This is a genomic window from Paenarthrobacter sp. NPDC092416, from assembly GCF_044755025.1.
Classification (GTDB): Bacteria; Actinomycetota; Actinomycetes; order Actinomycetales; family Micrococcaceae; genus Arthrobacter.
In genome coordinates this window covers 161,880-181,861 of sequence record NZ_JBIVQG010000006.1, presented here as the reverse complement: position 1 = coordinate 181,861, position 19,982 = coordinate 161,880, and the positions used below count along the sequence as shown (strand labels likewise).

21 protein-coding genes are annotated in these 19,982 nt (G+C 62.7%); 10 read left to right on the top strand and 11 right to left on the bottom strand.

The features are described 5' to 3' along the window. Nucleotide 1: 1 nt before the first annotated feature. The gene (locus ACIQC5_RS13325) at nt 2-523 is read right to left on the bottom strand and encodes a septum formation family protein (protein WP_400282893.1); all 522 of its coding nucleotides are present in this window, start codon (nt 521-523) and stop codon (nt 2-4) included. Between the two features lie 371 nt (nt 524-894). Here ACIQC5_RS13325 and ACIQC5_RS13320 point away from each other — a divergent pair, with 371 nt between their 5' ends. From ACIQC5_RS13320 to ACIQC5_RS13300, 5 genes are all read left to right on the top strand, one after another. Then, nucleotides 895-1,119 (top strand): DUF3073 domain-containing protein, encoded by a 225-nt coding sequence (locus tag ACIQC5_RS13320; protein WP_364165422.1) that lies wholly within the window; start codon nt 895-897, stop codon nt 1,117-1,119. A gap of 284 nt (nt 1,120-1,403) precedes the next feature. Further along, nucleotides 1,404-3,056: an amidohydrolase gene (locus tag ACIQC5_RS13315; protein ID WP_400282890.1), complete on the top strand. Its 1,653-nt coding sequence runs from the start codon at nt 1,404-1,406 to the stop codon at nt 3,054-3,056. 89 nt (nt 3,057-3,145) lie between these two features. Further along, nucleotides 3,146-4,417: an MFS transporter gene (locus tag ACIQC5_RS13310; protein WP_400282887.1), complete on the top strand. Its 1,272-nt coding sequence runs from the start codon at nt 3,146-3,148 to the stop codon at nt 4,415-4,417. Nucleotides 4,418-4,527: 110 nt separating this feature from the next. Continuing rightward, complete coding sequence (locus ACIQC5_RS13305; RefSeq protein ID WP_400282885.1) at nt 4,528-5,310, top strand: VOC family protein; 783 nt, start codon at nt 4,528-4,530, stop codon at nt 5,308-5,310. Continuing rightward, the gene (locus ACIQC5_RS13300) at nt 5,307-6,077 is read left to right on the top strand and encodes a VOC family protein (protein ID WP_400282882.1); all 771 of its coding nucleotides are present in this window, start codon (nt 5,307-5,309) and stop codon (nt 6,075-6,077) included. Before ACIQC5_RS13305 ends, ACIQC5_RS13300 begins: the two co-directional genes overlap by 4 nt. 2 nt (nt 6,078-6,079) lie before the next feature. On the opposite strand, the gene ACIQC5_RS13295 is transcribed toward ACIQC5_RS13300, so the two are convergent. Then, complete coding sequence (locus ACIQC5_RS13295; RefSeq protein WP_400282879.1) at nt 6,080-6,709, bottom strand: GntR family transcriptional regulator; 630 nt, start codon at nt 6,707-6,709, stop codon at nt 6,080-6,082. A 113-nt stretch (nt 6,710-6,822) separates the two neighbouring features. Between ACIQC5_RS13295 and ACIQC5_RS13290 the strand changes: the two genes are divergently transcribed. From ACIQC5_RS13290 to ACIQC5_RS13275, 4 genes are read left to right on the top strand one after another with little or no spacing between them, the layout of a single operon-like run. Next, complete coding sequence (locus ACIQC5_RS13290; RefSeq protein ID WP_400282877.1) at nt 6,823-7,854, top strand: succinylglutamate desuccinylase/aspartoacylase family protein; 1,032 nt, start codon at nt 6,823-6,825, stop codon at nt 7,852-7,854. After that, the gene (locus ACIQC5_RS13285; protein WP_400282875.1) at nt 7,841-8,785 is read left to right on the top strand and encodes an ABC transporter substrate-binding protein; all 945 of its coding nucleotides are present in this window, start codon (nt 7,841-7,843) and stop codon (nt 8,783-8,785) included. Before ACIQC5_RS13290 ends, ACIQC5_RS13285 begins: the two co-directional genes overlap by 14 nt. A gap of 8 nt (nt 8,786-8,793) precedes the next feature. Further along, nucleotides 8,794-9,714 carry an amino acid ABC transporter permease gene (locus ACIQC5_RS13280; protein ID WP_400282872.1) on the top strand — a complete coding sequence of 307 codons (921 nt, stop codon included), beginning with the start codon at nt 8,794-8,796 and terminating at the stop codon, nt 9,712-9,714. Continuing rightward, complete coding sequence (locus tag ACIQC5_RS13275; RefSeq protein ID WP_400282870.1) at nt 9,711-10,505, top strand: amino acid ABC transporter ATP-binding protein; 795 nt, start codon at nt 9,711-9,713, stop codon at nt 10,503-10,505. The genes ACIQC5_RS13280 and ACIQC5_RS13275 overlap by 4 nt, the downstream gene beginning before the upstream one ends. Before the next feature lie 81 nt (nt 10,506-10,586). On the opposite strand, the gene purM is transcribed toward ACIQC5_RS13275, so the two are convergent. From purM to ACIQC5_RS13245, 6 genes are all read right to left on the bottom strand, one after another. Then, the gene (purM, locus tag ACIQC5_RS13270) at nt 10,587-11,744 is read right to left on the bottom strand and encodes a phosphoribosylformylglycinamidine cyclo-ligase (RefSeq protein ID WP_400282867.1); all 1,158 of its coding nucleotides are present in this window, start codon (nt 11,742-11,744) and stop codon (nt 10,587-10,589) included. Continuing rightward, nucleotides 11,741-13,372, bottom strand: a complete 1,632-nt coding sequence (purF, locus tag ACIQC5_RS13265; protein ID WP_400282864.1) for an amidophosphoribosyltransferase — start codon at nt 13,370-13,372, stop codon at nt 11,741-11,743. Before purF ends, purM begins: the two co-directional genes overlap by 4 nt. 165 nt (nt 13,373-13,537) lie before the next feature. Then, entirely contained in the window at nt 13,538-13,870 is a 333-nt protein-coding gene (locus ACIQC5_RS13260) for a hypothetical protein (RefSeq protein ID WP_400282861.1), read from the bottom strand. Nucleotides 13,871-13,959: 89 nt separating this feature from the next. Next, on the bottom strand, nt 13,960-14,301 hold the full coding sequence (gene uraH, locus ACIQC5_RS13255; RefSeq protein WP_400282858.1) for a hydroxyisourate hydrolase: 342 nt from the start codon (nt 14,299-14,301) through the stop codon (nt 13,960-13,962). Next, entirely contained in the window at nt 14,298-14,807 is a 510-nt protein-coding gene (gene uraD / locus ACIQC5_RS13250) for a 2-oxo-4-hydroxy-4-carboxy-5-ureidoimidazoline decarboxylase (protein WP_400282855.1), read from the bottom strand. The genes uraH and uraD overlap by 4 nt, the downstream gene beginning before the upstream one ends. A gap of 159 nt (nt 14,808-14,966) precedes the next feature. Further along, the gene (locus ACIQC5_RS13245; protein WP_400282853.1) at nt 14,967-15,797 is read right to left on the bottom strand and encodes a phosphatase PAP2 family protein; all 831 of its coding nucleotides are present in this window, start codon (nt 15,795-15,797) and stop codon (nt 14,967-14,969) included. A 180-nt stretch (nt 15,798-15,977) separates the two neighbouring features. Between ACIQC5_RS13245 and ACIQC5_RS13240 the strand changes: the two genes are divergently transcribed. Next, the gene (locus tag ACIQC5_RS13240; protein ID WP_400282850.1) at nt 15,978-17,072 is read left to right on the top strand and encodes a pyridoxal-phosphate-dependent aminotransferase family protein; all 1,095 of its coding nucleotides are present in this window, start codon (nt 15,978-15,980) and stop codon (nt 17,070-17,072) included. Between the two features lie 173 nt (nt 17,073-17,245). Here ACIQC5_RS13240 and ACIQC5_RS13235 read toward each other — a convergent pair whose 3' ends face one another. The 3 genes from ACIQC5_RS13235 to ACIQC5_RS13225 are packed head-to-tail and all read right to left on the bottom strand — an operon-like array spanning nt 17,246 to nt 19,980. Next, the gene (locus ACIQC5_RS13235) at nt 17,246-17,677 is read right to left on the bottom strand and encodes an ATP-binding protein (RefSeq protein ID WP_400282847.1); all 432 of its coding nucleotides are present in this window, start codon (nt 17,675-17,677) and stop codon (nt 17,246-17,248) included. Next, on the bottom strand, nt 17,670-18,002 hold the full coding sequence (locus ACIQC5_RS13230; protein ID WP_400283220.1) for an STAS domain-containing protein: 333 nt from the start codon (nt 18,000-18,002) through the stop codon (nt 17,670-17,672). The genes ACIQC5_RS13235 and ACIQC5_RS13230 overlap by 8 nt, the downstream gene beginning before the upstream one ends. Continuing rightward, the gene (locus ACIQC5_RS13225) at nt 17,992-19,980 is read right to left on the bottom strand and encodes a glycosyltransferase family 2 protein (protein WP_400282844.1); all 1,989 of its coding nucleotides are present in this window, start codon (nt 19,978-19,980) and stop codon (nt 17,992-17,994) included. The genes ACIQC5_RS13230 and ACIQC5_RS13225 overlap by 11 nt, the downstream gene beginning before the upstream one ends. Nucleotides 19,981-19,982 lie beyond the last annotated feature (2 nt).

The following is a 19,982-nucleotide window of genomic DNA, read 5'->3' as shown; positions in this document are numbered from 1 at the left end:
GCTACTTCTCGAGGAGATCGTCCTTGAGGGTGTTGCCTGAATCCACCACGATGAAGCAATCCACGCGTCGGTCGCCACGGTCCCAACTGGTTTGGCTCGGGTAGACATTTTGCTTGAGCAGTTGGAGCGTGACGTACTTTTGGGCTACCTCGTTGTTCAACGTCATGGTTCCGCAGACCTCAAGGCCCTTGTCCCTCAAGGCGTTGGTGCCAGGGAAGGAATCTTCGGCTGCGTAGGTGTGGACTGCGGCCAGCTGGGCGGAGTGCCCAGTGTCGCAGGCTACGACCCGGGCCTTGGGGGCATTGGGATCAAAGTCGGCAAAGCAGTCGCCTACTTGGAAGTCCTTGGACTCGGTGTCCCGGGGGAGGGGACCAAGTGTTGCCGTGGGGGACGGTGTGATGGTGGCCTGCTGTTGGGTACTGCCCAGCAAGTTCAGCAGCACCCAGATGACCACGCCAATGAGGGCCAGGACACCCACAACGATCCCACCGATAACAAGCCTCTGGCGCTTAATGGGATCCATGGACGGCGCCGGTTCGGGTTCGACGGGTGGCAGTATCATTTCAGGCGGCAGCGGGGGCATGTGTGGAATGCCATTCTCGCCTCGATTGCCTGGCGAATTATCCTGTGGGGGAGTGCTGTCCTGGCTCATGTCCCGGGGATGCCTTCCTGCTGTGGAGCCGCATTGAGGCAGACTCTACCTAAAATTCGGCTCCATTGGAGGGGCTTCGAGACGCTTTCGGCCTGAGACACCCCACACATGGCGCGCGACTGGCACGCAGGCACCCTCGAAAGCATGTAATCTAGACATACGACAAATTGACCAAACATTCCGGGGCCTCACCGATAGCCAAGGTGACCACCTCCGGTCCAAGTACAAAAGGGGGTCACGCCATGGGGCGCGGCCGTCAAAAGGCAAAAGCTACCAAGCAGGCTCGGGACATTAAGTACTACTCCCCGAACACTGACTATTCGGCACTTGAGCGGGAGCTCACGGGTCCATCTAGTCGTGCAAAGAGCCACTTCCCGGAAGATCCCCCGGAGCCGGACTACTCGGCTTATGAGGACAAGTACGCGGAAGACGATGACGACGAGGTAGACACCCGCCGTATCGGATAGCTGTCGCAACCATCAGGTGCCCCTGGCACTGAGTTGCGTACCGCCGTCGTACATCAGGTCGTCGCGCATCCCCGGATGCCGAATATCTCTGAAAAGGGCCCGCAGGGCACGCCAGCCATTGGCGTACCCTGCGGGCCCTTTTTTGTGACGTAATCTGGTATACCAAATTACGTCAAACCATTGCGCACTCGTCGCGACAGGGCTACAGTCTCCTCAAGATATCGACTCTTTATGACGGTCATAAAGGAATCGCTATATGAGGCTGCGGCCGGCGGGAGGCAATCGTGGGAGACACTTCACAGATAGCGGGCGAATGGCCCGACGTCATTTTCCATGGTGGAACGGTCATGGCGGAGAGCGCACCGGGCACCGATGACGTGACCGCCGTGGCTGTGGCGGGGCAAACCATTACGTGGGTCGGGAGCGATGCCGAAGCGCTCCGGCTTGCAGGCCCGGCAACGAAATTGGTGAACCTTGGGGGCCGCTTCCTGTGCGCAGGCTTCCACGACTCGCATAACCATATGCTTTCCACGGGACTGGGGCTGCTGCTGCCAACGCTGTCGAGGTCCGGATCCATCCCCGAGCTGTTGGCTGTTGTCCAAGACCAGGCGGAAACCGCGGCGCCCGGCGAGTGGGTGGTCACCGCGAGTGACTGGCACGAGAGCGGCTTGGCCGAAAGGCGCATGCCGACGCGGAGCGAACTCGACGCCATCGCCCCTGACAACCCGCTGATCGTTCGCAGGGGAGGTCACAACGTGGTGCTGAATTCGCTGGCCCTGGAGCGCTTTGGGATCACGGAAGCCAGTGAGGCCCCTGACGGCGCAAGCTACCTTCGCGATGGCGGAACGTTGACGGGGCAGATCGTAGGGAGCGGCTATGTCGCCGGGCTGCTGAACCAGTTGCCCAAGCCGGGTCTTGAGGACTACCGCGCCGCCTTGGAGGCGGTCCAGCAGCAGTACAGCGCCGCCGGGATCACGGCGGTCATCGATCCCGGGTTGACGCTTGACGAGATGGACGCATACAAGGCCGTGTACGCGGAAGGGCAGCAGAAGGTCAGGGTGTCCATGATGTGGAAGCTCCCGACACCGGGCGGCACAGCCGCGGAGGCCGTGGAACTGCTCGATTCCGGAACCGTCAAAGCGCAGCTCGACGACGTCTGGTTGCGGACGTTGGGCGTGAAACTCTGCGTCGACGGCGGCGTCGAGACCGGTTTTTACCGCGACCCTTACGAGCGGCAGGATGATCCCGGGTACCCGTGCGGCAAATCGTTCCAATCGGCGACGGAACTGGCGGACATTTGCGTTGCGGCCAACCGCGCGGCTCTTCCTGTTGGTGCGCACTGCGTTGGTGATGCCGGGATCGACATGGCCCTGACTGCCTTTGAAGCAGCGCATTCGATGAGTCCCATTTCGGATGCCCGCTGGACCCTCATTCACATGCTGTACCCCCAGGACGACCATTGGGGCAGGCTGAACGCTTTGGGTGCGGGAGTCGCGGCCCAGGAACCGCTTCACTATGCTCTGGGTGGCGGATTCGCCGAGTATCTCGGCCGCGACCGTGCTGCCAACATCGCCCCGTTGTCGCAGTACGTGAGAAACGTCGACGCGCCAGTCGGCGGCGGTTCGGACAGCCCGGTTGCACCGTTCCAGCCGCTTCGGGGTATTTCGAGTTCCGTCACGCGGCGCAGCCGATCCGCGGGAGTGCTGGGTCAGGAATGGGCGGTCACGGCCGAAGAAGCATTGCGGATGTACACCAGCGGCAGTGCATGGTGCGCTTCCGACGAGCACCGCACAGGCACCATCCGGGCCGGCATGCTCGCAGATCTTGTAGTCCTCGCCGCAGACCCACGCGCCGTTGATCCCGACGACATCGCCGGCATCGGAGTTGAGCTGACCATGGCGGCGGGGACGGTCACCCACGGGTCCCTGGATCAATAGAGCAAAAAACAGTAAGCACTTTCGTCTCCCCAACGCTGCCGGATATCCGTCCGACGGCTATTCCTCCGCGCCTTTCGAAAGGAATCCCCATGCTTGAATCCAACACTTCCGCAAGCAAGTCCCATCCACCTGAAGGCCAAGCGAAAAGCCGGTCCCGCTGGGCGGTCATCGTCCTGACGTTCCTCGCGGTGCTGCTGGACGGCTTTGATACTGCTTCCTTGGGTCTCGCTGTCCCCAGCCTGGCGAAGGACTGGTCCTTGTCGCCAGCGGCGTTTGCGGCGCCACTCATCGCCACCAATGCTGGGGTGGTGCTGGGCTACATGATTTGCGGGCGGTTGTCAGTCCGTCTTGGCCTGAGACGGATGCTCTTGGCCGGAGTGGTTGCCTTCGCTCTGGGGTCGGCCTTGACTGCGATGTCCGCGGGTATCCCCTTCATGACTATCGCCCGCTTCGTGACCGGAGTCGGTTTGGGTGCCGTATTGCCGTCAGCCATATCTTTGGCAACTGCAGGGAGAAGCGGCGGCAAGCGCGAACGCATTGCCGTTTTCGTGACCATGGGCCTCTCCGCGGGATCGTTGGCTGCAGGTTTGAGTGGCGGGAAGCTGATCGGCGATCTCGGATGGCAGTCAATATTCTGGCTCGGTGCCATCTTGCCGGTCATTCTTTTGCCCATCATGTGGTTTGGGATCAAGGATGCCGAGGCACCCAAGCCTTCGTCCCGGGCAGGACAGGAAACCGTGCAGAGCCTGTTCCGGAACGGATTCGGGGTGTCCACCGTTCTGCTCTGGTCGTTTGCCTTCCTGATCTTTGCAACCTTCTATGCTTTCTCCTCGTGGCTCCCCACGCTCCTGACGAACTTCGGTCTCGGCCTCGCCATGGCGCCGCTTGGGGCCGCCGCACTGGGCATCGGCGGAATCGTTGGAGCCCTGCTGCTCATGGTGTTCTCGGTCCGTTTCAAGACCAGCCGGATGCTGGTGGTCGCCGCCGCTGTGGCCATTGCGTTCTTGCTCATGATTGCGCTGGGGCATCCTGGGCAGTGGCAGCTCCTGCTCCTGTTTGCAGGAGTCGGGATGGGCTTGGCCACCAGCATGGTGGGACAAGCGGCGGTTGCCGTCTCGGTCTACCCGGCGTCTTCGCGCACGTCCGGCGTTGCCTGGGCCGCCGCCCTTGGCCGGCTGGGTTCCATCGTCGGTCCTGCACTGGGCGGTGTCCTGCTGGCGACGGGCCAGTCACCGCAAAGCATCGTCCTTGCGGTGTGCATCCCGGTGGTGTTGGCTGTCGCCGTCATGACCCTGCTGTCCAGGCGGCTGACCCGCCCAGCGGCGGAAGACGCCGTCGAGCCTGTCCGGCTTCCCGGGTAAGGGCGAGCAGCGGCTGCCTGGCCTCATGGCCGGGGAGCCGCTGGGGCGTTGTCACTGTCAGACCCCGGTACTAAGTTGATGGAGGACAACGCTCATCGAAAGGGAACGCCATGCCGGAGGTCGAAAGCTACAAACAGGGGACACCATGTTGGGTGGACCTGTCCTCCACTGACGTCGAAGTCTCCAAGAACTTCTACCGCGACCTTTTCGGCTGGGAGTTGGACCCCATGGACGCAGGGAATGGCATGACCTATTACATGGCCAAGCTCCAAGGGCGCAACGTTGCCGGCATGATGCAGCAGTTGCCGGACGCCCCGGAGGGGATGCCGTCGTACTGGGCGAATTACCTTGCTGTGGACTCCGCTGATGAGGCAGCTGAGCGGGCAGTGGCCGCAGGCGGAACCATCCTTTTCCCGCCGGACACCGTTCCCAACGGCAGTGGCCGCATGTTCTTCGCCGCCGATCCCACTGGCGCCCAAATCGGATTCTGGGAGGCCGGAAACCATCATGGTTCGGGTTTGGTCAACGAGCCCGGCACCATGATCTGGAATGAGCTTCAGACAAACGACGTCCCCAAGGCCGTGGCCTTCTACGAAGCCGTCACAGGCTGCGCCAGCAATACTGCGCCGGCCGGGGACCTGCAGGAATATACCAATCTGGTGGTTGACGGGAGGACGGTGGCCGGTGCCTTGAAACTTCCGATCGAAGGACTGTTGCCGTTTTGGATGACCTACTTCAACGTGGTGGACGTCGATTCCACAGTGGCCCAAGCTGTGGACATGGGCAGCCACGTGATCGCGCCGGCCTTCGACGTTCCCGGCATCGGACGCATGGCCGTACTTGTGGATCCGGCCGGGGCCGCCTTCAGCATCATGACGGGAATTGCGGCATGACGGCGAGAAACCATTACGCCAGCGGCGAGCCCTGCTGGGCGGATCTGCAGACCAGGGACGTCGCAGCGGCCAAGGATTTCTACCAACAGGTGTTCGGTTGGACGTATCAGGACCTGCCAACTCCGGACGGCCGCAGCTACGCCCAGGCCTTCGAGGGCAAGGACCTGGTGGCCGTCATCGCCCCGCAAAACCCCATGCAGGAGGCTGCGGGAACGAACGGGCAATGGAACATCTACCTCGCTGCGACTGACGCTGAGGAGATCGCAGAAGACGCGTCCCACGCCGGAGGGAAGCTCCAGTTCGGTCCGGAAGCGGTGGCCGACACCGGTGTGTTGGCGTTCATCGAGGCACCCGGCGGCGGAGCCACCGGTATCTGGCAAGCGGGGACGCATGTGGGCAGCCACCTTTTCAATGAACACGGGGCGCTGGCCTGGGCTGAGCTCATGACGCCCGAGCCGCAGGCCGCCGTCGCATTCTTCCAGCAGCTTTTCGGGCACGAGGTCACCGAATATCCCCAGGACGACGGCGGCAGCTACAGCACGCTGATGGTCAATGGTGAGGAGGTGGCCGGAATCGTCCCTGCCGAAGAAGGCGACGACGCCGGCTGGCAGATCTACTTCGGAGTTGCCGACCTTGGAAAGGCCACGGAAGCTGCGACCGCTGCCGGTGGAGAGGTTCTGGTGGAACCTGAAGCAACGCCCGAGGTTGGCTCGCTGGCCACCATCATGGATCCGCAGGGCGGCGTGCTGAGCCTGATTCAGATCTGAAGCTACTGGTCTTTCTCGTGGCAGAGGTCCAACAGGGGAATGAGAACATCCAGGTCACCGGCCCGGGCTGCTGCCACGATCTTGCGGTGCGCGTCCGCAACGCGGTCAAGCTTGGCCTGGTCCAGAGTATAGGAACGGCTAATGAGCCGCTGGACGGGGTTATCCCACACGGATTGGAGCGTTTTCAGCAGAAAGCCATTGGGGGATGGTGCAGCCAGGCTCAAATGGAAGGCCCGGGTGGCTGAGAACAACTCCTCGGCGTCTGTGCTGGCCGCGCCCTCGGCGATCAAAAGCTCCAGTCGCGCAATGTCAAGATTGGTGTATTTCGCGCCAGCCTGTTTGATGGCCATGACCTCAAGCGCCTTGCGGACCTCGTAGACTTCCTCAACCTCTGAGCGTGTCAGCGTCGTTGCGAAGTAGCCGGACCCCGGCTCGAGTGTTGCCAATCCGTCGTGCACCAACCGCGTCAGCGCATCCCGGACGGGAGTGCGGGAAACTCCGTACTCCTCCGCGATTTGCTCCTGGACGAGCGCGGCACCGGGAGCAATGACGCCATTGACAATGTCATTGCTGATCCTGTCGTAAACGTGTTCGCTCAGTGGCCGCACCTTCTTGGCAGCTTGCGCAGGCATTTCGCCCCATCCCCTCATCGGTAGAAAAACTCATTTGATCCTACGTGGTTTACATCACGGTATTCACTGTATACAGTGAATCCAATTCCACCAAGCCTCATGAAAGTTGCCCCATGACTTTGCACGTCCCCCGTATTGCCGGCATCGACTTCGCCGCCGCTGGCAAGCAGTTGGGTTACCTGGAGATCGAATACTCGGACAACGAGAATGATGCAGCTGTGATCCCTTCACCCGTTGCGGTGATCAGCGGCGGGGACGGGCCCACCGTACTCCTGCTGGCCGGAACGCACGGCGATGAATACGAAGGCCAGATCCTGCTCCAGGAATTGATCCGTTCAGTCCGGGCCGATGATGTTTCCGGGCGGTTGATCATCTTGCCGGCATTGAACATCTCCGCCGTCAGGGAAGGCCGACGCGTCGCCAGCGTGGATGGCGTGAACCTCAACCGTGCGATGCCCGGCCAAGCCGATGGCGGACCGGCCCGGCAGATCGCGTCCATCGTGGCTGAAGACCTCATTCCCATGGCCGACTACGTCATGGACATTCACTCAGGTGGGATCGCTTCGGAGTACGTACCGTCTGCCTTCGTCTACCTCGGCCCGACCCCGGATCTCTGGGCGGAGAAGGTCTCCGCAGTCGAAGCCTTCAACGCTCCCTACTCCGTGGCGGTCAAGCCCATGCTCAAAGCTGGATCCATCAGTGGAGCGGCCGACCTTGCCGGGGTGCCCATGATTTCCACAGAGCTTGGCGGGCGGGGAACAGTCTCCTTGCCCATCCTGAACCGGGCCAGGACAGGGCTCCGCTCACTGCTGGGCCACTGGGGCGTGCTCAAAGATGAGCGCGCGGTTCCGGAAAAGCCCATCCAATGGGTGGAGCTCACAGGACGATCGGCCGTCCACTCCACCATGGCCGGACTGTTGGAACCCATGGTGGAACTCGGCCAGAAGGTCACCGCCGGCGATGTCGTGTCCCGGGTCCATTCCGTGGAGGAACTCGATCGGCCTGCCAAAGATTTCCATGCACCGATTGACGGGATTGTCGCAATCGTGCGGCACCCCGCGATCGTCAACGTCGGCACCACCCTGGTCAACATCGCCGTTGACCACGGCACAACCCCACCGGAAGGTCATCATGTCCCGTCCTAACGTCATCAGAACCGGCGCGCTGCTCCTGGCAGCATCCGTCGGATTGTCCGGCTGCACCACAGCCTCCCTCGACGCCGGCAAAGAATCCGCCGTCACATCAGGCCCGGAAAGCACCACCACAGTGGCTCCGGCTGCATTCAACCAGGCAGCAGCCGATCTGCTGCCCGCCGACGTCAAAGCCAAGGGAACACTGGTGGTTGGCACCGACCCTACGTTCCCGCCCTACGAGTTTTACGCAGACGACAACAAGACCGTGGTGGGTTGGGATGCAGACTTCGCCACAGCACTTGGCGAGACGCTGGGACTCGAGGTCAAGATGGTGCCGGCCACGTTCGATACCATCCTGCCCGGCGTCAGCTCGCACAAGTATGACGTCGGCATCTCCGGGTTCAACGTCACGGCTGAACGCCAGAAGAACGCAGACTTTGCCGCTTACCAAAGCAGTGGTTCCGGCCTGGCGGTCAAGGCGGGCAACCCCAAGAAGCTCGCCCTTGATCCACTGAAATTGTGTGGCACCAAGGTGGGCGGTGAGAAGGGGACGACGCAGGGAATCGAGACACTGCCGGCATTCTCCCAGCAGTGCGTGGACGTCGGCAAAGCACCCATCGACATCCAGCTCTTCCCGTCGCAGAACGAGGCCAACCTGGCACTGATCTCGGGCCGCGTGGACAGCGTCCTTTCGGGACTCATCGGCATGGGGTACGCCAGCAAACTCTCGGGAGGCGCCTTTGAGCTCGCCGGTGACGAGGACTACGACCCCACACCCGTCGGCATCGCCATGCCCAAGGGTTCGCCACTCACAGCGTCCATCGTGGCCGCCGTGAAAGAACTCGTTGGGAGTGAGACGTACAAGCAGATCAATACGAAGTACGGGATCCCTCAGACCGTGACCATCAGCGCGGACGCCGTCGACGCCGGAGGCGCACAATGAGTGGACTCATGACCGCCACAGCAACGGCCCGGGCCCGTTTCACGGTGGTGCCAGCCCGGCACCCATGGCGCTGGGTGGCAGGGACGGCTCTTGCCGCCGTCGTGATTCTTCTGGTGGTTTCGGCAGTGACCAATCCGCGCTTCGGCTGGGACAAAGTGGCCCTGTACTTCCGGGATGTCGCAATCGTGAACGGCATTGGGATCACACTGTTCCTGACCGTGATCTGCATGGCACTGGGCGTTGGTCTGGGTGTGGTCCTGGCCGTGATGCAGCTGTCCGCGAATCCAGTGGTCAAGGCCTCAGCCAGCGCCTACGTCACCATTTTCCGCGGAACCCCGGTGCTGGTTCAGCTCCTGTTCTGGTTCAACTTGTCGGCCCTTTACCCCGAAATCACGTTTGGCATTCCCGGCGTCAGCCTCGATGCAAACCAGCTCATCACTCCCTTGGCAGCTGCAATCCTGGGCCTTGGCCTGAACGAAGCCGCGTACATGTCCGAGATTGTCCGGGCAGGCATCCAGTCCATCGACCAAGGCCAGAGTGAAGCCGCCGGTGCCTTGGGCATGTCCCGGCTCCAGACCCTGACCCGCGTGGTGCTGCCGCAGGCCATGCGAGTCATCATCCCACCGACGGGAAACGAGTTCATCGGGATGCTCAAGACCACGTCGCTGGTGAGCGTGCTGGCGGTCCCGGAGCTCCTCTACTCCGCGCAGATCATCTACTCCAAGAACCTGCAGGTAGTTCCGCTGCTTCTGGTGGCCAGCATCTGGTACATCATCATCACCACGATTTTCAGCATTGGACAGGGATACCTGGAACGCCGGTTCTCCCGCGGCACGTCCCGCTCCGTGCCGCCCACCACCATGGAGCGCCTGCGCAAATTCTTTAGGGTCCATTCGCCGCTGGCCACAGGAAAGGGCAAAGCATCATGACCACCGAATCCATGCCGCGGCAAACCGCTGCGACACCGCTGGTGCGGGCCGAAGGTGTCCGCAAAAGCTTCGGCAGCAACGAAGTTCTCAAAGGGATAGACCTGGACGTGAAGAGCGGGGAAGTGGTCTGCCTGATCGGCGCCTCAGGATCCGGGAAAAGTACGTTCCTGCGGTGCGTGAACCACTTGGAAAAGATTGACGGCGGCCTGTTGTGGGTTGAAGACCGCGTGGTCGGATACCGGATCAAGGGCAACAAACTCCACGAACAGTCGCACAACGAGATCTGCGCTGACCGGACGGACATCGGCATGGTCTTCCAGCACTTCAACCTGTTCCCGCACATGACGGTGCTGGAGAACTTGATGGAGGCCCCGCTCAGGGTGCTCAAACACCGCAAGGACGAGGTCCGCCGTCGGGCGCTTGACCTGCTCGAAAAGGTCGGTCTCCAAGAGAAAGCGCATGCCTACCCACGGCATCTCTCAGGTGGCCAGCAACAGCGGGTGGCCATTGCCAGGGCGTTGTGCATGCAGCCGAAGCTGATGCTGTTCGACGAGCCGACGTCGGCGCTGGATCCGGAGCTCGTGGGGGAGGTACTGCGGGTCATGAAGGACCTGGCCAGGACGGGTATGACCATGATTGTGGTGACGCACGAGATGGGGTTCGCCCGGGATGTGGCGGATCGCGTGGTGTTCATGCACGATGGGCGCATCATCGAGGAAGGGCCGGCCGAGGCTGTCATCAACAATCCCCAGCATGAGCGGACGAGAGCTTTCCTGTCTGCGGTGTTGTGACTCTTTCCGACGCAAAAGGAGCGGGCGGGCAGTTGAAAAATCAACTGCCCGCCCGCTCCTTTTGCAAACCTTGCTACGCGCTTAGGCGTAGGCGTTCACCAAACGTACGGCACCGCCGTCGACGCCCTTGGCACCCTGGACGTAGTCCGTGCCGGTCTTGTCGATCGAGTCGGAATCCGCGGAAACGGTACCCATGACCCAGGAAGGCAGACCGCGCTCGTTGAGGCGTGCCACCGCTGCGTCCGCAGCTTCGGGGGAAACGATTGCGACCATGCCCACGCCGAGGTTCAGCGTGCGCTCGAGGTCGGCCAGCGGCACGTTGCCGAGCTCGGAAACCAGCTTGAAGATTGCAGGCAATTCCCATGTGTTGCGGTCAACCGTGGCCACGAGGCCCTGCGGAAGGACGCGTGCCAGGTTGGCGGCCAGGCCACCACCGGTGACGTGGCTGAAGCCGTGAACAGCTGCGTCGCCCGTTACCGGGAAGGTGCGGGCAAGGTCGAGGCAGTCGGCTGCGTAGACGCGGGTCGGCTCGAGGAGTTCCTCGCCGAGGGTGCGGCCAAGCTCGGAAACCTGGCGGTCCAGGGCCCAACCGGCGTGGTTGATGACACGGCGAACCAAGGAGTAGCCATTGGAGTGCAGGCCGGAGGAGGCCATGCCGATGACGACGTCGCCAGCGCGGACGCGGTCCGGGCCGAGCAGGGCATCGGCCTCGACGATACCGGTTGCGGCACCTGCGACGTCGTACTCGTGCTCGCCCAGAAGGCCCGGGTGCTCAGCGGTTTCGCCACCAACAAGGGCGGTGCCGGCAACGGAGCAGGCAGCAGCAATACCGCGGACGATGTCAGCGATACGCTCCGGGACAACCTTGCCGCAGGCAATGTAGTCGGTCATGTAGAGGGGCTCAGCGCCAACAACTACGATGTCGTCCACAACCATGCCCACGAGGTCGAAACCGATGGTGTCGTGGATGTCCATGGCCTGGGCGATTGCGACCTTGGTGCCCACGCCGTCCGTGGACGTGGCCAGCAGCGGCTTCTTGTAGGTCAGCAGTTTGGAGACGTCGTACAGGCCAGCGAAACCGCCGACGCCGCCAATCACCGAAGAGTTGTGGGTCGCCTTGACGGCGTCCTTCATGAGTTCGACTGCGCGGTCTCCCGCTTCGACGTCGACACCTGCGGAAGCGTAGGTGATGCCGGCTGTATTCGCGGTGTTTCCAGCGGCTGGGGTTGCGGAGGTCATACAGACTCTTTCTTGTCGGCGTCGGTCAAACGATCAGCGTCGGTCAGGAGGTTCTCGAATTCGGCGTCGGGCCCGGGGTCGCAACCCGTAGCACCCGGCTTGTCGGCCGGATCCTCCGAATCGTCCACTGAAGTGGATTCATCGGCAGCAGGCAGCCCGCCCAGGTCCGTGCGTTCCAGCAGGTTCTTGCCCAGTTTGTCTGCGTGCGGCAGCTCAATCGGGTACTTGCCCGTGAAGCAGGCTGTGCAGAGGCGTTCGCGCGGCTGCTGCGTTGCCCCGATCATGCCGTCCTCAGAGATGTAGGCCAGCGAGTCAGCGCCGATTGCCTGGGAGATCTCGTCGATGGTGGCGCCGTTGGCGATCAGCTCTGCGCGGGACGCGAAGTCGATGCCGTAGAAGCAAGGCCACTGGACTGGAGGCGAAGAGATCTTGACGTGCACCGCGGCGGCACCGGCTTCCCGCAGCATCCGTACGATGGCGCGCTGCGTGTTACCGCGGACGATCGAATCGTCCACTACAACGATGCGCTTGCCGCGGATGACAGATTCCAGGGCGTTGAGCTTGAGCCGGATGCCGAGCTGTCGCAGGGTCTGCGACGGCTGGATGAACGTGCGGCCCACATAGGCATTCTTCACAAAGCCGTGCGCGAACGGGATTCCGGACTGCTCCGCGTAGCCAACGGCAGCCGGGGTGCCGGACTCGGGAACCGGAATGACCAGATCTGCCTCATGCGTGTTTTCGCGGGCCAGTTGCCGGCCCATCTCAACACGGGCTTCGTACACGGAACGGCCGGCGATGGCGGCATCCGGACGGGCCAAGTAGACGTATTCGAAGACACAGCCGGCTGGGGTTGCTTCCGCGAAGCGCTGGGAACGGACGCCGTCCTCATCGATGGCGATGAACTCGCCGGGCTCAATCTCGCGGATGAAGCTCGCACCAACCGTGGCCAAACCGGCCTGCTCGGAGGCAACCACCCAGCCGCGGTCCAAACGGCCCAGACACAGCGGGCGGATGCCGTAAGTGTCGCGGGCGGCGTAGAGGGTTCCTTCGTCCATGAAGACGAAGCAGAAACCGCCCTTGATCTTGGGCAGCAGTTCCAGAGCGGTCTGCTCCAGCGTCTTGCCCTCTTCGCCCTCAAGGAGAGCGGTCACCAGAGCGGTGTCCGAGGTGTTGCCCTGCTTCATTTCACCGGTGAGCTGGCCGTCGTTGCGCTCAAGGATCATTTCCCGGAGCTCAGCGGTGTTGGTCAGGTTGCCGTTGTGGGCCAGTGCCACCGTGCCGGTTGCTGTCGCACCCAGGGTGGGCTGCGCGTTGGCCCAGTGGCTGGCACCGGTGGTTGAGTACCGGCAGTGGCCTACGGCCAAGTGCCCGGTGAGTGTATTGAGGGTCGTCTCATCGAAGACCTGGGACACAAGGCCCATGTCCTTATAGACATTGATGCGCTTGCCGTCACTGGTAGCAATACCAGCCGATTCTTGTCCGCGGTGCTGCAGCGCATACAGCCCGTAATAGGTGAGTTTTGCTACTTCTTCACCGGGAGCCCAAACCCCGAAGACGCCACAAGCGTCCTGGGGGCCTTTTTCGCCGGGGAGAAGATCATGAGAAAGTTTTCCGTCGCCACGTGCCACTGGTCGATTGTCTCATGTTGTGGCCGTGGTAAGTTCCCGCTCCGCCTTTGTGACCCCTTGAACTGGCGTGTTCCGGCGAAAATGCGGCGTGTCTCACATTTTCTTCGGCTGACCCGAGTGCCCGGGCGCTGACCCGAGCGCCCGGGAGGCGGGCTGAACGCCTGCTTAGCGGCCGCCGTCGTTCTCTGGTCCTTCATCCGGAACCGAATCCGGAACGGCCTCCACTACAGCGCGCCGGGAGCGCTTGACGCTGATGCGGTCCAAGACGAGCGCGAGGACCGAGAACAGGATGACTCCGCCGCCCGCGCAGACGATCAGGAAGAAGCCGAATACCGTACTGGCGTCAAAGGCGGGGTCGGCGGGTCGGCCGTAGGCGATGATTGCGGCCACGATTGCGCCTACCACGGCGCCCAAAATCATGAAGGGAACGAACTTGGGTGCCCTGCGAACCGTGATCTCGCGGCGGGCGGAGTTGGGAGTGGTGTCCTCTGAAGCCATGCCTTCCAGCCTACCGTTCCGTGCCTGTTGGCACTTAAACCCCATGTTCTCCGAGAACATGGGGTTTAAGTGCCATCTGGGCTGGGGAGTTAGCTGCCGCGGTAGGTCGAGAACGCGAACGGGCTGAGCAGGAGCGGCACGTGGTAGTGCTCGCCGGCGTCCGAAACTGTGAAGTTCAGGTCCACTTCCGGGAAGAACGTCTCCGTGCCGAGCCCCTCGTAGTAGGCGCCGGTGGCGAAGTTCAAGCGGTAAGCGCCGCCCGGAATCCGTTCCGGGCCGAGGGTTTTGATGCGACCGTCGGCATCAGTCTCGCCCTTGGCGATGAGGCTCCAGTTCTCGCCTTCACGCACGTAAAGTACGACGGCGACCCCCGCCGCCGGGCGGCCGGAACCGGTGTCGAGGATGTGGGTGGTTACCTGCGAAACGGTCATGCGTTGGCTCCTTCGCTGATCACGCCGGAGAGGCGCAGCAGGGCGATCTCCCGCAGCTGGCCAGCCACGATGGTGTCTTCTTGTTCAGGGGTGTGGGTGAGTCGCTCTTGGAGGGCGGCGAGGATTTCCTGGGCGCTGCGTCCTGCTGCGCGGATCAGGAAGACCCTTCCGAACTTCTCCTCGTAGGCAAGGTTTCCCTCTGCGAGTGCTTTTGCCGTTTGGTCATCGCTCGGGTCGACGCCGGACTGTTCGGAGCGCGACATTGCTGCCTCCGTGGTCTGGGCCTTGGGGCGTTCGCCGATTCTGGGGTGGTGCGAAAGGGCCGATTCGACCTCTTCCGGGGTGAACGGCTCGGCTGCTTGGCGGGCCTGCCCCAGCAGTTCGTCCACGCTGGTGAACGGGCGGGCATCCGCGATGTCTTCCACCCAGCGGCTGATGTCCAGGCAGGGATTCAGGAGTCGGATGGCTTCGTCCCGGTCAACACTGTTGAATACTGCAAGCTCCATGCTTGTTCATTCCTTGTGCAAAATGCTGGCATCCATGGTGTGGGCTATGCGGAACTCCTGCCGGCTGGCAGGAGGAAGCTGCTTTCTACTTCTTGCTTCCGCATCATGGAACTGTTATTTCAGCATACGTAATAGTTAAGCCGGGATTTGAGGCTGGTGTCAAGAGGATACCGTCTTGGAGCGTTGCGCACGCACTGTGAGATACAAGCGATGGGCGGTGATGACCAGCGCCAGCCACGCTATGCCGAGCGCCCACGCCGCCAAGACATCCGTAAGCCAGTGATGCCCGAGATAGACCCGGCTCAGCCCCATGGTTGCGGCGAATACCCCTGCCGTCAGCACCGTGATGACACGGGCCTTGTTGGTTTTGAGCCGGAGGATGATCAAGTACGCGACGATGCCCGCAACCACGATCGAATTCAACGAGTGGCCGCTGGGGAAGGATGCTGAGTGTTCGTATGGCGGAATCGCGTCGGCAAGGTCCGGGCGCGTCCGGCCGAAGAGGGGCTTGCCCACCACGGTCATGAGGAGTGATCCTCCGCCGGCAACCACCATCAGGATCACGGGTGTCCAGGAGCGGCGCTTCCAGGCCAGGGCGATCATGATCCCGACCGCAATAATGGGCATGCCGATGCCCCCACCCACATTGGTGTACGCGGTGACGATCACGTCCAAGGCGGGAGAACGGACGGATTTGGCTGCGTCCAGCACCGGGTGGTCCAGCCCCGCGACACCGTCGGCCTCGATGACCGACTCGTACACCTCGTCAAACACCGCGGCCAGCGAAACAGCCACCACCAAGCCGACGGCCAACGTGAAGATCAAGGCACCATACGGCCCGAGCAGTGACGTGATCCGCTGCACCAATGACGCAAGGAACCTGCCGACAGGGGACTTCCACCGTGTGAGATCCTGTCCGCCGACAAAGCGGTCCTGACTGACCTCGCCGCGCACGCCCGTCTCTGGCGACTCTTTTCCTTCGGTCGTCACTGTTGTCCCCTCTCCGTGGCGGCCTCGCGTTGGTGAGTAACGTTAGCAGTCTGACATTTGCGCAGCCTGTGAAGCAGGCAAGCCAAGCTGAGGGTCCCGCCGCAGCTCCAGCCATGCCGCTACTCGCCCAGCTATGCCCACTGGGGCAGAATGACCTCAAGCAGCTGAAGGAGTTCGCACATGCCAGACATTCTGACGTCCAGGTTCCTGTTCGGTCCAGGCCCGAGCAATTGCTACCCCGAAGCCATGGCCGCTCTGGCCTATCCTGTGCTGGGCCACCTCGATCCTGTGTTCATCGAGCGCCTGGACCGCACGTGCGAGGGCCTGCGGACCGTGTGGGGCACCGCTAATGCACGCACGCTCCCGCTGAGTGCCACAGGTTCCGGCGGCATGGAAGCAGCTTTCGTGAACACCGTGTCCGACGGCGACGTGGCAGTCGTTGCTGTTAACGGCCTTTTTGGGGCGCGAATGTGTGAGGTGGCCCGGCGTTGCGGGGCCACAGTGGTACGGGTGGATCACGAATGGGGGGAGCCCGTTGATGCCGAGCGCGTGCTGGCAGCCCATCCTCATCCGAAAGTGATCGCGGCCGTCCACGCTGAAACATCGGTCGGCGTCATATCCGACATCGCCGCGCTCGGCGCAGGCAAAGGCGACGCCCTGCTGATCACCGACGCCGTCACGTCCATCGGCGGACTGGAGCTTTTGGCAGACGACTGGGGCATCGACGTCGGATACGCAGGTACGCAGAAGTGCCTCGGCGTGCCGCCGGGGCTTTCGCCGTTCACTGTGTCCGACCGCGCTTTTGAGCGCCGCGTCAAGGATCCGCGCTCCTGGTACCTGGACATTGGGCTGCTCGGCGGGTACGTCGGCGCGGCCAGCGGCGCCCGGACGTATCACCACACGGCGCCGGTCACCATGATCGCCGGCCTCGAAGCCGCGCTGGACCGCATCCTCGCCGAGGGCCTCGACGTGGTGCAGGCCCGACACCGCGCCGCTGGCGCCGCGTTGCAGACCGGGCTTGAGGACATGGGGCTGGAGCTGTTCGCCGCCGAAGGCGCCCGGTTGCCCAGCCTCACCACCGTAAGGGTGCCCGACGGCGTCAACTCGGCTGCCGTCCGCGCTTACCTTCTGGAGAACTTCAGTATGGAAATCGGCGCGGGCGTGGGGGAGTTCGCGGACACCGTGTGGCGCATCGGCATGATGGGCCCGAACGCGAACAGTGCTTCGGTGACCCTTGTGCTGGGTGCGTTGAAAGAGGCAATCGCGAAGGCGTGAGGCGTGAGGCGTGAGCCGTGAGTTTGGGAGCGTGATGTGAGAGATCGTTCGAACCATTCGGACCTTCTCTCACGTCCCTCCCGTTTTTCGGCAACCTTCTCTCACGTCCCTCCCGAAAGCCGGAAGGGACATGAAAGAGCGTTCGTCGGAAACCCGTGGGATGTGAGAGTGGGTCAGCTTTCCGGCGTCGAGTCCCGGGTCAGGATCCACGTGTTGGTTCCGTCCTGGCGCTCGAAGGTCACGGTGGTCACCAAAGCTTCAATGAGTGCCAGGCCGCGCCCCGATTCGGCGTCGTCATGGGGCAACGATGCCTGCATGTCGTTCGCAAAGGGCTCGCGGGCGTTGTAGGCGCTCACGCGGGCCTGGAGCCGGGCAGGACGGACGCTGATGTCGACGCCGATTTCTACGGGCTTCTCGGCCACCGGCAGCGCGTGCTGGACGATGTTGCCCGCTGCCTCGATCACGGCGGTGGTGAACGTCATCCGGTCCATGTCGGGAACGAACGAGGCATCTGCCCACAGGGCATCGAGCTCGGAGTGAATGGCCTCGATTGCTTCCTCGTTGGAGGGTCCGTGGTAGCCCCTGCGGGCGATGACGTCAGTCATTTCCGAACGCGGCTTCCACTGTGGGGTAGGCGGTGAGCACACGGTCCATGTTGGTCAACTCCAGGACCATCTTGACCTGAGGCTGGACGCCGGCGATCCGGAGATCGCCACCGGCCTGGCGGGCGGCTTTGAGGCAGCCGATGAGGGCGCCCAGACCTGAAGAATCCATGAAGTCGGTTTCTGCGAGGTTGACCACCACACGGCTGGACCCGGCGGCCACTACCTCGGCAACTACTTCGCGCAGCTTGGGGGCAGCCACCATGTTCAGTCGGCCAACGCCCTTCACCTCCGCGTAAGTGTCTTTGACCTCGTAGCTAAACTGCATCAGCATTCCTCTCCTCTGGGTGTTCAGGACCTTCTGAACCTGCAATAACTTCCGGGACGAAGCCCTTGTACAAAACCGCCTTGACCAGCACGCTCAGGACCACCAAATCGAAGGCGACCCAGAAAACGTTCACCAAAGTCCCCAGCGGCTCTGCCATGCCTGCTATGAGCCGTGCAACCCCAACCACCAGCGCAACTCCCAGTAGCACGCCCACAATGATCTGTGGCCGGATCAGGCTCCAACTGGGTCCGCCGCTCTGGCGTGCTTTCGGGGTGACCGCAAACCCGAGGGGACGGCCGAACCAGACGTTGCGTGCCGCCGTCGTACACGCCTTGATCCAGGTGGGGAACAGCGCAAGGCTGTATTGCTGGCCACGCCAGGTGGGTATCCCGTGCCCGGCGACAACGAAAAGCAGCTGGTTCACCACCATGAACGGTATGAACCGGATGAAAAAGTCGAAGCTCAGGCTGCTGACCGGAAGGATGCCGAGCGTCAGGTAGATGATCGGCGCGGCGAAGTAGACCACAGCCGCGAAACCGCTCAGGTAGCTCCACATAGTGGAGAAGTACATGAGTTTCTGGCCCCAGGACAGTCCGCGCTGGACCAGCGGGTTTTCACGGAGCAACACCTGCATGGTGCCCTGCGCCCACCGGAGACGCTGCGTCAGCATGGTTTTCACGTCCTCGGGAGCCAAGCCGTTGGCGAGGATCTCGTGGTGGTAAACGCTCTTCCAGCCGAGCGCGTGCAGGCGCATTGCCGTTGCCATGTCCTCCGTGACGGAGATGGTGGCCAGCGGCATGACGGGCTGCGCTTCGTCGGTGCGTTCCACGGAGATGGCGTCCAGGACTGCGTGGACGGATTCGAGCGCGCCCAGCGGTGACCAGTCGCGGCCGGACATACGGTCGACGGCGTCGCCCGCCACTGTTGGGACACCGGACTCTCCGACGTGGGCCAGTTCCATGGCAGCGATTTCCTCGAGGTCCGCTTGCAGTGCAGAGAAGTCGGCAGCCACCAGGGTCCGCACGGCATCGTCCACTTTGCGGCGCACGCGGTACGTGATCTCGCTCAGGGAAGCTCCGGCGTCGAGTTCCCGCCGGGCGTTGTTGGTTGCTGCCTCAACCTCGTTGAGCATCTGCTCCACCAAGGGGTTTTCGGCTTCCGCGGAATGTCGCGCCTTCTTGATGGCGGACTGGGACGCGGCGAGGGCCCGACGGACGCTCTTCTCTGTGGCCTTGACGTAGCCCACCAGGCCAAGCTGCATGAGGGCTTCCCTGCGCAGGATCGCGTTGGAGCCACAGAAGAATGCCGCGTTCCAGCCGTCCTTGCCCTGCTGGATGGGTCCGTAGAAGAGGGGAGCCTGGCTGCCGAGGGGGTCGTCGGCGGGGACGTTGATGAAGTACTGAGGGGTCTGGACCAGCGCCACACGGTCGTCGTTGAAGTAGCCCAGCGTATGGTCCAGGATTTCCGGCTCGGGAATCTGGTCGGCGTCGAGAATCAACAGGTACTCGCCCGAGGTGACCATGAGGGCGTTGTTCAGGTTGCCCGCCTTGGCATGCCGCGGCATGTCCGGGGTCCAGTCCGCGCCTCGCGTCACGTAACCGATCCCGTTCGACTCGGCGAGTTGTCGCATCTCGGGACGGTCGCCGTCGTCGAGAATCCACGTGCTGTGCGGCCACCGGATGCTCTTCGCGGCCAGCGCCGTGGTCAGGACCAGATCCAACGGTTCGTTGTAGGTGGTGATGAAAACGTCCACGGTAGCGGTCTCAGGCGCTGCCGGCGGTGCCTTCCGGAGCTTCAGGTTCCAAACCGTCAGTCCGAAAAGCATGACGTCAATGAGGCTGTACGTCTCGGCGATCACCAGCGGAACGGCGATCCACCACGCCTCCCAGTTCAGGGACGCAAGCCAGCGCCACGCGACGTAGTTGACGCCAAGAATGACTGTCAGGACTACCAGCAGGCGGGTCCAGAACCGCGTCACAA